Raw genomic sequence first — 12,029 nt, forward strand, 5'->3', positions numbered from 1 at the left:
GGGCGAGGACCGTCCGCCGCAGCGTCGGCCGCTCGGCCGGCCGCCGCCGTAGCCGGTCAGCTGCTGCTGTCGGCGCGGCCCCAGTCGGGCCGTCCCCAGTCCGGGCCGACGCGGTCCCACTCCTCGCCCCAGCGCGTGTAGCGCCGCCGCAGCAGACCGCGCAGCGCGAGCCGCCGGAGAGCCTCCACTCCGGCCGCCACGCCGGCGCCGGCCGCGAGCCCGGCGAGCAGCGCGTGCGAGGACGCGCCCCGCGGGCTGAGCGGCCGGCCGGACAGCCGGCCCTGCCGGTCGGTCCAGACCCTCAGGCGTGCGCCGGGGCGCACCGCACGGCGCGCGGGTACGGATCCGGTGTGCGGGTGCCCGCGGGCGTCCTTCCAGCGGATCCGTACCCGGCGGTGGTCCTGCTGGCGGGAGACGGACTCGGGCTCCGCGTTCAGCGGCGGGCGCGGATGGACGGTGTCCACGACCGTCGCCCAGACGCGCTGCCGGTCGCGCTGCTGCTCGTGCGCCGCCCGGTGCAGTGCCGCACCGGCGGCGTGGGCGCTGAGCAGCCCGGCGAGCGGCGCGCCCAGGGCGATGACCAGCACGGCGCACAGCGCCAGCCACGCCTCGCGGCGGTCGGTGGCGCGGCACAGCGGGTTGCCGCGCCAGCGCCACAGGCCCGCGATGGTGCGCATCGCCGCTCACCCCCTTCCCCGTTCCGGGCGTCTTCCCCGTTCCGGGCGTCGCGTGGCGGTCCGGGTGGTCCGGGCCCGTTCCCCCCGGTGGGGCACCGAGTTTACTGAGCGGACGGGGACCCCGGCGTAAGGGGGCGCGAAACAATTCTCGTACGCCCCCGGTAGAGCTCCCCGTGCTCCTGTTCGCGCCCCCTTCAGTAGCAGGGGCCATGTCGCTTCGGAGCGTAACGGAAGGCGGCGTCCCGCTACCGTGCGTGCGGCGATTGCGGCCTGTTACCCGAACCACCGGGGAGGCATTCACGGAGCCGGGGAATCTTTTGAGCGATTGCCGGTGGCCGGGGCCGCCAGTAACTTCGTGCAGCGGCGCATATCAACGTATCGTCCCAGGACGGAGATTGGGAATCTGATGACGACGGCCACAGAGCGGAATTCCAGCGGCGAGGGCGCGCCCGAGGAGGGCCAGCAGGCGCAGCTCAGTCTGGCGACCGCCGCGGCGCGGAATCTCGCGACCACCACCAAGACACCCCCGCAAATGCAGGGGATCAGCTCGCGGTGGCTGCTCAAAGTCCTTCCCTGGGTGCAGGTTTCCGGCGGAACGTTCCGGGTGAACCGGCGGCTCAGCCACACGGTCGGAAACGGCCGGGTGGAATTCAGCACGGCCGGCGCGGAGGTCCGCGTCATCCCGCAGCAGCTGACCGAACTCCCGCTGCTGACCGGATATCCGGACATCGCCGCGCTCACCGCCCTCGCCGACCGCTGCGAGCAGCGCGACTTCCGGGCCGGCGAGGTCATCGCCGAGCGCGGCGGCCCCGGCTGCCTGGTGCTGGTCGCGCACGGCAAGCTTCGCGCCACCAGCCCCGGCCGGTACGACGAGGAGACCACCCAGGGCGTGCTGGCCGACGGCGACTTCGCCGGCGACGGCTTCCTCACCGGCGAGCCCGGCGCGTGGGACGTCACCCTCACCTCGGTCACCAGCGGCACCGTGCTCACCCTGGAGCGCGCCGTCTTCGACGAGGTCCTCGACCGGGCGGACAGCCTCCGCGCGCACCTGGAGGCCACGCGCGCCACCATCCCGGCGCAGCGCACCGAGGACGGCGAGTCGGCCGTCGAGCTGGCCTCCGGGCACGAGGGCGAGCCCGCCCTGCCGGGCACGTTCGTGGACTACGAACTCCGCCCCCGGGAGTACGAGCTGAGTGTGGCCCAGACCGTGCTGCGGGTGCACACCCGGGTCGCCGACCTGTACAACCACCCGATGAACCAGCTGGAGGAGCAGCTGCGGCTGACCATCGAGGCGCTGCGCGAGCGCCAGGAGCACGAGATGGTCAACAACCGCGACTTCGGCCTGCTGCACAACGCGGACATGAAGCACCGCGTGCACACCCAGTCCGGCCCTCCCACGCCGGACGACCTGGACGTGCTGCTCGCCACCGTGTGGAAGAATCCCAGCGTCATCCTCGCCCACCCCCGGGCCATCGCCGCCATCGGCCGCGAGTGCAGCGCCCGCGGCATCTATCCGCAGAACGTGCAGTTCGAGGGGCACGCCGTGCCCGCCTGGCGCGGAGTGCCGATCCTGCCGTGCAACAAGATCCCGGTCACCGAGGACGGCAGCACCTCGGTCCTCGCCATGCGCACCGGAGAGAAGACCCAGGGAGTGGTCGGGCTGCACCAGACCGGAATCCCCGACGAATACCAGCCCAGCCTCTCCGTCCGCTTCATGGGAATCAACGACAAGGCCATCATGTCCTATCTGGTGAGTGCCTATTATTCCGCCGCCGTGCTGGTGCCCGATGCGCTCGGCGTCCTGGAGGACGTGGAAGTCGGACGCTGACGGATCCCCGTACGGACAAGGAAACGGAACCGATGACCACTCATCCGGAAGACCAGCGGGGCCATCAGCAGCATTCCAGCCTCGCGACCGCCGCGGCGCGGAATCTCGCGACCACCACCAAGACGCCCCCGCAGATGCAGGGCATCTCGCCCCGCTGGCTGCTGCGGGTGCTGCCCTGGATCGAGACGACGGGCGGCGCCTACCGGGTCAACCGGCGGGCCACCCACACGCTCGGCGACGGCCGGGTCGAGTTCGTGTCCACCGGCCCCGACGTCCGCGTCATCCCCGCCGAGCTGCGGGAGATCCCGCTGCTGCGCGACCTCACCGACGAGGCGGCGCTGAGCGCGCTGGCCGACGCCTTCACCCAGCGCGAGTACACCGCAGGCGAGGACCTCACCCTCCGCGGCGAGGCCACCGCCGAACTCCTGCTCATCGCGCACGGCAGGCTCGTCAAGCTCGCCCCCGGCAAGTACGACGACGAGATCAGCCTCGGGGTGCTCGCCGACGGCGACCACGCGGGCGACCAGCTCCTCACCCCGCAGCCCGGCACCTGGGGCTACACCCTCAAGGCCACCACCCGCTGCACCGTGCTCGCCCTGACGGCCGAGGCGTTCCAGCGGGTGGTGGAGCGCTCCGAGGCCCTGCGCGGCCATCTGGAGCGCGTGCTGAGCCGCCGCCTGCCGCCGCAGAACCGGCGCGGCGAGGCCGATGTGGCCCTCGCCTCCGGGCACAGCGGCGAGGCCCAGCTCCCCGGCACCTTCGTGGACTACGAGCTGAGCCCCCGGGAGTACGAGCTCAGCGTCGCCCAGACCGTGCTGCGGGTGCACAGCCGGGTCACCGACATCTACAACCACCCGATGAACCAGCTGGAGGAGCAGCTGCGGCTGACCGTCGAGGCGCTGCGCGAGCGCCAGGAGCACGAGATGGTCAACAACCGCGGGTTCGGCCTGCTGCACAACGCCGACCTGAGCCAGCGGCTGCACACCCGCAGCGGGCCCCCCACCCCGGACGACATGGACGAGCTGATCTCGCGCCGCCGCAAGACGCGCTATCTGCTGGCCCACCCGCGCGCGATCGCCGCCATCGGCCGCGAGTGCAGCAGGCGGGGCGTCTACCCCGGGCAGACCGACTGCGAGGGCACCAGCGTGCCGACCTGGCGCGGCGTCCCGCTGCTGCCCTGCGACAAGATTCCCATCCGCGAGGACGGCACCAGCTCCGTCCTCGCCATGCGCACCGGACAGGAGGACCAGGGCGTCGTCGGCCTGCACCAGACGGGCATCCCCGACGAGCTCCACCCCTCCCTCAACGTCCGCTTCATGGGCATCGACGACCGGGCGGTGCTCTCCTACCTGGTCAGCGCCTACTTCTCCGCCGCCGTACTGGTGCCCGACGCGCTCGGCATCCTGGAGGACGTGGAGCTCTGAGACACGGCGAGAGTCGGCCACGCCCCGCGCCCGCCGTGCGCGGGGCGTTGTCTGCCGCCGGGCGCGGCGGCACGATGACGGTGTGCGGAATCCGTGGCTCGCACTCGAAGCGGGAGGGGACCCGGCCGAACGCGCCGGCCAGGTGCGGCGTGCTCACGAGGCGTTCCTGGCCGAAGGCGCCATCACGGCGCCGGTACGGGGCGTGGTGGCCGACTCCTGGCGCCGCTGCGCCGGAGCCCGCGTCGAGCCCGAGGGCGTCGCCCGTATCGACCTGGACGACCACGGACTCGCGGACTGCCGCGCGGCCCACCCCCTCGCCGGCGTGATGCCGCTCGTCCGCGAGCTGCTGGGCTCCATCGCCGACGACGGGGCCCATCTGCTGTCCGTCTGCGACGCACGCGGCCGGATGCTCTGGGTCGAGGGCCACCCCCAGGTGCTGCGCCGCGCCGAGCGGATGAACTTCGTGCCCGGCGCCCGCTGGGACGAGCGCACCAGCGGCACCAACGCGCCCGGCACGGCCCTCGCCCTCGACCACGCCGTGCAGATCTTCGCCGCCGAGCACTACTGCCGCCCCGTGCAGTCCTGGACCTGCGCGGCGGCGCCGGTGCACGACCCGCGCACCGGCCGCGTCCTCGGCGCCGTGGACATCACCGGCGGCGACCACCTCGCGGCACCGCAGAGCCTCGCCCTCGTCCAGGCCACCGCGCGCGCCGCCGAGGCGCGGCTCGCCGAACTCGCCCCGGCCGCTCCGCCGCGCACCGCCGCCTACACCCTGGACGTCCTCGGCCGCGACGAGGCCCTGCTGCACACCCCCTACACCCGCGCCACCGGCCGGCCGCTGCGCCTGGGCCCGCGGCACAGCGAGATCCTGCTGCTGCTCGCCGCATACCCCGACGGGCTGACCGGCGACCGGCTCGGCCACGAGCTGTACGGCGAGCGCGACGTCCACCCCGTCACCCTGCGCGCCGAGCTCTCCCGGCTGCGGCACCTGCTGGGCCCGCTGCTGCTCTCCCGCCCGTACCGGCTGCGGGAGCGGCTGGCCACCGACCGGGACGCGGTCGGTGAAGCGCTGGACGCCGGCGATGTCAGGGCCGCGGTCGCCGGGTATCCCGGGCCCGTCCTGCCGCGCTCCGAGGCGCCCGGCGTGCTGCGGCTGCGGCTGCTGCTGGAGCAGCGGCTGCGCCGCGGCGTGCTGGCGAGCGGTGACCCCGCACTGCTGGAGGGCTGGCTGTGCAGCCCGTGGGGCGAGGGCGACCTGGAGGCACGGGACCGGCTGCGGTCCGCCTAGTGCCGTGTCCGGCGGCTCGTGCTGGGTCGGGGCTGCCCCGTCGTGGTGATGAAGCCGCGTCTTCGGAGCGTGCGTGCTCGGAGCGTGCGTGCAACGTCCGCGCAACGTGCGGCCCCCTACCCTCCGTCCAGGAGACCGCCTCCGGGGCACCGACCCGCCCCTCCGGTGCTCGTCCGGGGCGGCCCCTGACCGCGCGCCGCGGGCCGTGCACCCGTCGCGGCCGGCCGGCGCGGCACCCCACCCACGGTCCTCAAGGGAGGCAGCGGATGAGCCGCTACGCAGCACCTGGCACCGAGGGCGCCCTGATGGCGTACCAGACACGCTACGACCACTGGATCGGCGGGAGCTATGTCGCGCCCAAGCAGGGCGGCTACTTCGAGAACCCCACCCCGGTCACCGGTCAGCCCTTCACCGAGATCGCCCGCGGCACGGCCGACGACGTCGAGCGCGCCATCGACGCCGCGCACGATGCGGCGCCCGGCTGGGGCCGTACGCCCCCGGCGGAGCGCGCCCAGGTCCTGAACGCCGTGGCCCAGCGCATGGAGGAGCACCTGGAGGCCCTGGCGGTCGCCGAGAGCTGGGAGAACGGCAAGCCGGTGCGGGAGACGCTGGCCGCCGACATCCCGCTGGCGATCGACCACTTCCGGTACTTCGCGGGCGTCATCCGCGCCCAGGAGGGGTCGCTCTCCCAGCTCGACGAGGACACGGTCGCCTACCACTTCCACGAGCCGCTGGGCGTGGTCGGGCAGATCATCCCGTGGAACTTCCCGATCCTGATGGCCGTCTGGAAGCTGGCGCCCGCGCTGGCCGCCGGGAACGCCGTCGTCCTCAAGCCCGCCGAGCAGACCCCGGCCTCCGTGCACTACTGGATGAGCCTGATCGCCGACCTGCTGCCGCCCGGCGTCGTCAACATCGTCAACGGCTTCGGCGCCGAGGCGGGCAAGCCCCTGGCGAGCAACCCGCGCGTGGCCAAGGTCGCCTTCACCGGCGAGACGACGACGGGGCGGCTGATCATGCAGTACGCCTCGGAGAACCTCAAGCCCGTCACACTGGAGCTGGGCGGCAAGAGCCCCAACATCTTCTTCGAGGACGTCTCCGACGACGGTGACGACTTCTACGACAAGGCGCTCGAAGGCTTCACCATGTTCGCCCTCAACCAGGGCGAGGTGTGCACCTGCCCGTCCCGCGCCCTCATCCAGCGGACCCACTACCGCAGCTTCCTGGACGCGGGGATCGCGCGCACCGAGGCCATCGTCCAGGGCCACCCGCTGGACACCGGCACCATGGTGGGCGCGCAGGCGTCCAACGACCAGTTGGAGAAGATCCTCTCCTACCTCGACATCGGCCGCCAGGAGGGCGCCCGGGTGCTGACCGGCGGCGCCCGCGCGGAGCTGGGCGGCGAGCTGGAGGGCGGCTACTACGTCCGGCCGACCATTCTGGAGGGCGGCAACCAGATGCGCGTCTTCCAGGAGGAGATCTTCGGCCCCGTCGTCTCCGTCACCGGCTTCACCGACTTCGACGACGCGATGACGATCGCCAACGACACGCTGTACGGCCTCGGCGCGGGCGTGTGGACCCGGAACGGCACCCTGGCCTATCGCGCCGGGCGGGCCATCCAGGCGGGCCGGGTGTGGACGAACTGCTTCCACGCCTACCCGGCGCACGCCGCGTTCGGCGGCTACAAGCAGTCGGGCATCGGGCGCGAGACCCACAAGATGATGCTCGAACACTACCAGCAGACCAAGAATCTGCTGGTCAGCTACTCGCCCAAGAAGCTCGGGCTGTTCTGATGGCGTCCCGGCCGGCCGGACCCGTCGAGCGGGTGGCCCTCACCCCCGAGGCCGCGGAGCTGGTGCGGGCGCTGACCGTGAAGCACGGGCCGCTGATGTTCCATCAGTCCGGTGGCTGCTGCGACGGCAGCAGCCCGATGTGCTACGGGCGCGGTGAGTTCCGCACCGGCGACGCGGACGTCCTGCTCGGCGAGCTGGCCGTCGACGGCGTCGCGGAACCGGTGCCGTTCTGGATGTCGGCGAGCCAGTTCGCGTACTGGAGCCACACCCATCTGACGGTGGACGTGGTCGAGGGGAGGGGCGGCGGGTTCTCGCTGGAGGCGCCTGAAGGCGTCCGCTTCCTCATCCGCTCACGGCTGCTGGAGGAGTGACCCGCGGCGCGCCCGCGGTGGCCGGAAAGCGGCGGGGACCCCCGCAACCGCTGCTTCCCGGCCACCCGTGGCCCGCGGGTTTCGGTGTCAGTAGCCGCGGCCGGGGTACTGGTGTCCGCCGTACGGGTCCTCGTAGCCGCCCGGCACCTGGCGCGGCACGGGCGGACGCGGCGCGACCGGCCGCATCTGCGGGTGCTGCGCCTGCTGCTGCGGGTGCTGCGCCTGCTGCTGGGGATACGGCTGCGGCTGCATCGGCGGAGCCGCGTACCCGCGGGCGGGCGTCTGCATCTGGGTCGGCGCCTGCGGCTGCGGATGGCCGTACGCGGCCGGGGCCTGCTGCAGCGGCGTGGGCGCCGGCGGCAGTGCGGCCTGCGGCAGCGCGGGCTGCGTCATCTGCTGCGGCATCGGCGGCTGGGGCGCGGCCGGTGCCGGGGCGCCGCCGTACGCGGGCGCCGGCGGCTGCTGGCCCGGTCCCGGCGGGAGCGCGGCCGGGAGTGCCGGGAGGCTGCTGCCCGTGTCGTAGATCGGCGAGTTCACTCTGATGGGAGCGATCTGCGGCGTGCCCCGCTCGGCGACGAGCATGTCGTAGATCGGTGTCTCGGGGTAGCTGGGTGCAGCGTAGTAGCCGCCGCCGTAAGAGCTGCGGGGGGAGGTCATGCCCATAAGTTAAGCCCAAAATGTGGCCGTTGGGGAGTCGGGTGTCCGGACGGTTCCGCGTGCTCGGAGTGACCACGGGTCACCAATGTGAGCGAAACCCCAGAAAACGGCCCCCAAGGTGCGGTGGAATCCGGTAAATGGCGTGTGCTCCTACGGGGGACACGGTGTGCACACGGCCGTGGAATAGGTTGGACGGGCGCGCCCGGCGCGCGGAAGAGCGCGAACACGCCAGAGTGTGAGTGCGCATGACGAGAGCGAGCAGAGGGGGACCGGGATGACAATGAGCAAGGGAACCAACGTTCCCGTGGCGGCCGGGGCGGTACGGATCGAGCTGGGCTGGCGCTCCGGGCCTGGGGTCCCGGACGTCGACGCGTCGGCGCTCCTGCTCACCCAGGCGGGGAAGGTCCGCTCGGACAGCGACTTCGTCTTCTACAACCAGCCCCGGCACGCGTCGGACGCCGTGCGGTACGAGGGCAAGAACCCGCAGGGCGCCGCGAGCGCCGACGCGTTGGGCGTGGACCTCGGGCGCGTCGAGCCGGAGATCGACCGCATCGTGCTCGCCGCCTCGGCCGGCACCATCGCGGGCTGGGACAGCGACAGCTGGAGCGGGCCGAGCATCGGCTACGGCACCTTCGTCTCGGGCATGGTCACCGCCACGGTGCTCAGCCTCTTCGACACCGTGCGCGAGCTGGGGGAAGCGCGCGGGGAGCTGGCCCGCACCGCCGTGGAGCAGGAGCGGCTGCGCTTCTCCCGGGACCTGCACGACCTGCTGGGGCACACCATGTCGGTCGTCGTGATCAAGGCGGAGGCGGTGCGCCGGCTGGCGCCCCGGGACCTGGAAGCGGCACTCGCGCAGGCCGCGGACATCGAGGCCGTCGGGCGGCAGGCGCTGACCGAGATCCGCGAGGCCGTCACCGGCTACCGCGAGGGCAGCCTGGCCGCCGAGCTGGAGCGGGCCCGCTCCGCGCTGGAGGCGGCGGGCATCGAGCCCGTCGTCCGCCAGTCGGGGCCGCCGCTGCCGCCGCAGGCCGAGGCGCTGCTGGGCTGGGTGGTGCGGGAGTGCGCCACCAACGCCGTACGGCACAGTTGCGCCGCACGCTGCGAGATCGAGGTGCGGGCCGGCGAGGAGCGGGCCCGGCTGACCGTCACCGACGACGGGCGGGGCCCGGCGCGTCCCGCGGGCTCCGGTGCGACAGGCGGCGGGCCCGTCGGCGGCTCGGGGCTCAAGGGGCTCGCCGAACGGCTGGCCGCCGCGGGCGGCACGCTGGACTCCGGCCCGGACGGCCGGCGCGGCTTCCGCGTCGTCGCGGAGCTTCCCGTGGACGCGGCGGAGCGTGCCGAGCCGGAGCTGACGGAGGCGGCCTCGTGACCAGGGTCCTGCTGGCGGAAGACCAGGGCATGATGCGCGGCGCGCTGGCGCTGCTGCTCGGCCTGGAGGACGACATGGAGGTCGTCGCCCAGGTGGCCGCGGGCGACACGATCGTGCCCGCGGCGGTGGAGACAGAACCCGACATCGCCCTGCTCGACATCGAGCTGCCGGGGTGCAGCGGGCTGGACGCCGCGGCCGAGCTGCGCGCCCGGCTGCCCTCCTGCCGGGTGCTCATCCTGACGACCTTCGGCCGGCCGGGCTATCTGCGCCGCGCGATGGCGGCGGGCGCCGCCGGGTTCCTGGTCAAGGACCGGCCGGTGGAGGAGCTGGCGGGCGCCATCCGGCGGGTGCTGGCCGGAGAGCAGGTCATCGACCCCGCGCTGGCCGCCGCCGCGCTCAGAGCCGGACCCGACCCGCTCACCCGGCGGGAGCGGGAGACGCTGGCCGCTGCGGTGGACGGGGCGACAGTCGCCGACATCGCGGAGAGGCTGCACCTCTCCCCTGCGACGGTGCGCAACTACCTCTCGTCCGCGATCGGGAAGACGGGGACCCGCAACCGGATGGAAGCGGCCCGCGCGGCCCGCCGGCAGGGCTGGCTCTAGGAGGCGCGCCCCGCCAGGGGCGCGGGGAACTGCGCGACCAGCCACGGCGACGCCGCAGTCCGCAGGGCACGGACCGGGGCAAGCGGGGCCCGGCAGCCACGGCACTAGGGTCTCCGGGACGCCTTCGGCAGGGCCAGGGCCATGAACAGGACGCAGGCGAACAGCACGGCCGCGCCCGTCTGGAAGGCCCGCGCGTAGCCCGCCGCCAGCGCCCCCGGCGTCTCGTCGCCCGCGATCCGGGACGCCGCCACCGTCGAGAGGATGGCGAGCCCCAGCGCGCCGCCCATGGTGCGGCAGGTGTTGAAGAGGCCGGAGACCAGCCCGGCGTCGCGGGGCGCCGCGGCGGAGGTGGCGATGGTCGCCAGCGGCGTGGCGGCGAACCCGGCGCCGAGCGCCATCACGATGCCGGGCCCGAGCAGCGTGTCCAGGTAGCCGCCCTGGGCGTCCATCGCGCCCTGCCACAGATAGCCGAGCCCGGCGAGGGCGGAACCCGTCATGGCGAGGCCGCGGTCGCCGATCCGGGCCATCAGCCGCGGGGCGAGCTTGGAGCCCAGCACGATGCTGAGGGAGTGCGGGATGAGCGCGACCCCGGCCTGGAGCGGGGTGTAGTCGAGCACGTTCTGGGTGTAGAGCGAGAGGAAGTACCACATCGCGAACATCGCCAGCCCGTTGACGAAGATGGCGGCGTTCGCCGAGGACACCGAGCGGTGTCCGAAGAGCCGGAGCGGCACCAGCGGCACCGCCGTACGCGCCTCCACCGCGACGAAAGCGCCCAGCAGCACCAGCCCGGCGAACAGCGGTCCGAGCGCGTCCGGCGCCGTCCAGCCCGCCGACTCGGTGCGGACGATGCCGTACGCGACGGCCGCGAGCCCGCCGGTGACCAGCACTGCCCCCGGCACATCGAGCCGCCGCCGCGCCCCGTCGGCCCGGCTCTCGGCGAACCACACGGCCGCGCCCGCCAGCACCAGCGCGCCCACGGGGACGTTGATCAGCAGCACCCAGCGCCAGGAGAGCGCGTCGGTCAGCAGTCCGCCGACGAGGCCGCCGGCCGCTCCGCCGCCCGCGCCGACCGCCGTCCAGGTCCCTATCGCCCGGGTCCGCGCGGGGCCCTCCGGGAAGGAGGTGGTGAGGATGGTCAGCGTGGCGGGCGCCAGCACGGCCGCGCCCATGCCCTGTACGGCGCGGGCCGCGAGCAGCTGCCAGGGCTGCTGCGCCAGCCCGCCCGCCAGGCTGGCGGCGGTGAAGAGCGCGAGTCCGACCAGGAACATCCGCTTCCGCCCGAACAGGTCGGCGGCCCGCCCGCCGAGGAGCATCAGCCCCGAGAAGGTGAGGGTGTAGGTGTTCACGACCCACTGCAGCCCGGTCCCGCTGAGGTGGAGGTCGGCGCGCATGGAGGGCAGCGCGACGTTGACGACGGAGACGTCGAGTACGACGAGGAACTGGCCCGCGCACGCGGCCAGCACGACGGCCCAGAGACGGGAACGGGGCGCGGCCGGGCCGGAGGTGGCGGCGTCGGAGGCGGGCTGGGCAGTCATGCGCGCCATCCTCACCCGTCCGGGGCGGTCGTGGGTAAGGGTTTTCGGCGCCGCCCCCGGCCGCCCCCTCCTCCTCGGCGGCGCGCCGTGCGACCCCCGGGGAAGGGGCTGACCGGGCCCTCCGGCACGATGGCCCCCATGAGCATGTCACCGTCCCCGGACACTCTCGCCGCCTTCGGGAAGGCGAAGGGCTTCATGCCCGCCGACGAGGGCCTGGCCCTGTACGCCGCAGCCGCCGAGGCGGCGCGGCTGGGCCTGCCGCTGCTGGAGGTCGGCAGCTACTGCGGCCGCTCCACGCTGCTGCTCGCCGACGCGGCCCGCGCCGCGGGCGTGACCGCGCTCACCGTCGACCACCACCGGGGCAGCGAGGAGCAGCAGCCGGGCTGGGAGTACCACGACCCGGAGCTGGTGGACCCCGGGGCGGGCCGGATGGACACCCTGCCGGTCTTCCGCCGCACCCTGCACGCGGCCGGGCTGGAGCCGTACGT

General features: G+C 73.9%; 10 protein-coding genes and 1 pseudogene. 8 read left to right on the plus strand and 3 right to left on the minus strand.

The genetic code is table 11. The annotated features are described in order from the left end of the window. Positions 1-56: 56 nt before the first annotated feature. Positions 57-677 carry an Rv1733c family protein gene (locus G5C65_RS19895; RefSeq protein WP_165300235.1) on the minus strand — a complete coding sequence of 207 codons (621 nt, stop codon included), beginning with the start codon at positions 675-677 and terminating at the stop codon, positions 57-59. 406 nt (positions 678-1,083) lie between these two features. On the opposite strand from G5C65_RS19895, the gene G5C65_RS19900 reads away from it, so the two are divergent. The 5 genes from G5C65_RS19900 to G5C65_RS19920 all read left to right on the plus strand — a co-directional run bounded on the left by G5C65_RS19900 (position 1,084) and on the right by G5C65_RS19920 (position 7,378). Continuing rightward, complete coding sequence (locus G5C65_RS19900) at positions 1,084-2,505, plus strand: family 2B encapsulin nanocompartment shell protein (RefSeq protein ID WP_165300236.1); 1,422 nt, start codon at positions 1,084-1,086, stop codon at positions 2,503-2,505. 32 nt (positions 2,506-2,537) lie between these two features. After that, entirely contained in the window at positions 2,538-3,929 is a 1,392-nt protein-coding gene (locus G5C65_RS19905; RefSeq protein ID WP_165300237.1) for a family 2B encapsulin nanocompartment shell protein, read from the plus strand. Between the two features lie 82 nt (positions 3,930-4,011). Continuing rightward, entirely contained in the window at positions 4,012-5,217 is a 1,206-nt protein-coding gene (locus G5C65_RS19910; protein WP_165300238.1) for a GAF domain-containing protein, read from the plus strand. 266 nt (positions 5,218-5,483) lie between these two features. Further along, a complete protein-coding gene (gene exaC, locus G5C65_RS19915) occupies positions 5,484-7,007 on the plus strand; it encodes an acetaldehyde dehydrogenase ExaC (RefSeq protein WP_165300239.1) in 1,524 nt (507 codons plus the stop codon). Beyond that, a complete protein-coding gene (locus G5C65_RS19920; RefSeq protein ID WP_165300240.1) occupies positions 7,007-7,378 on the plus strand; it encodes a DUF779 domain-containing protein in 372 nt (123 codons plus the stop codon). The genes exaC and G5C65_RS19920 overlap by 1 nt, the downstream gene beginning before the upstream one ends. An 87-nt stretch (positions 7,379-7,465) precedes the next feature. Here the strand turns inward: G5C65_RS19920 and G5C65_RS19925 are convergent, their stop codons facing one another. Further along, complete coding sequence (locus G5C65_RS19925; RefSeq protein WP_165300241.1) at positions 7,466-8,035, minus strand: DUF6643 family protein; 570 nt, start codon at positions 8,033-8,035, stop codon at positions 7,466-7,468. Positions 8,036-8,315: 280 nt separating this feature from the next. Here G5C65_RS19925 and G5C65_RS19930 point away from each other — a divergent pair, with 280 nt between their 5' ends. Then, positions 8,316-9,404, plus strand: a complete 1,089-nt coding sequence (locus G5C65_RS19930; RefSeq protein WP_165300242.1) for a TerD family protein — start codon at positions 8,316-8,318, stop codon at positions 9,402-9,404. Beyond that, positions 9,401-10,006 (plus strand): response regulator, encoded by a 606-nt coding sequence (locus G5C65_RS19935; protein ID WP_165300243.1) that lies wholly within the window; start codon positions 9,401-9,403, stop codon positions 10,004-10,006. Before G5C65_RS19930 ends, G5C65_RS19935 begins: the two co-directional genes overlap by 4 nt. Positions 10,007-10,110: 104 nt before the next feature. On the opposite strand, the gene G5C65_RS19940 is transcribed toward G5C65_RS19935, so the two are convergent. Further along, complete coding sequence (locus tag G5C65_RS19940) at positions 10,111-11,550, minus strand: MFS transporter (protein WP_420903335.1); 1,440 nt, start codon at positions 11,548-11,550, stop codon at positions 10,111-10,113. A 129-nt stretch (positions 11,551-11,679) separates the two neighbouring features. On the opposite strand from G5C65_RS19940, the pseudogene G5C65_RS19945 reads away from it, so the two are divergent. Then, positions 11,680-12,029: pseudogene (locus tag G5C65_RS19945) on the plus strand (class I SAM-dependent methyltransferase); the annotation flags it as partial.

Origin of the sequence: Streptomyces boncukensis (assembly GCF_011045075.1) — a bacterium.
GTDB lineage: Bacteria > Actinomycetota > Actinomycetes > Streptomycetales > Streptomycetaceae > Streptomyces > Streptomyces boncukensis.

Bases quoted from the DNA above. Each gene is read 5' to 3' on its own strand.
- G5C65_RS19895 (WP_165300235.1), bottom strand. From the start codon at position 677: ATGCGCACCATCGCGGGCCTGTGGCGCTGGCGCGGCAACCCGCTGTGC.
- G5C65_RS19920 (WP_165300240.1), top strand. From the start codon at position 7,007: ATGGCGTCCCGGCCGGCCGGACCCGTCGAGCGGGTGGCCCTCACCCCC.
- G5C65_RS19925 (WP_165300241.1), bottom strand. From the start codon at position 8,035: ATGACCTCCCCCCGCAGCTCTTACGGCGGCGGCTACTACGCTGCACCC.
- exaC (WP_165300239.1), top strand. From the start codon at position 5,484: ATGAGCCGCTACGCAGCACCTGGCACCGAGGGCGCCCTGATGGCGTAC.
- G5C65_RS19930 (WP_165300242.1), top strand. From the start codon at position 8,316: ATGAGCAAGGGAACCAACGTTCCCGTGGCGGCCGGGGCGGTACGGATC.
- G5C65_RS19905 (WP_165300237.1), top strand. From the start codon at position 2,538: ATGACCACTCATCCGGAAGACCAGCGGGGCCATCAGCAGCATTCCAGC.
- G5C65_RS19940 (WP_420903335.1), bottom strand. From the start codon at position 11,550: ATGGCGCGCATGACTGCCCAGCCCGCCTCCGACGCCGCCACCTCCGGC.
- G5C65_RS19900 (WP_165300236.1), top strand. From the start codon at position 1,084: ATGACGACGGCCACAGAGCGGAATTCCAGCGGCGAGGGCGCGCCCGAG.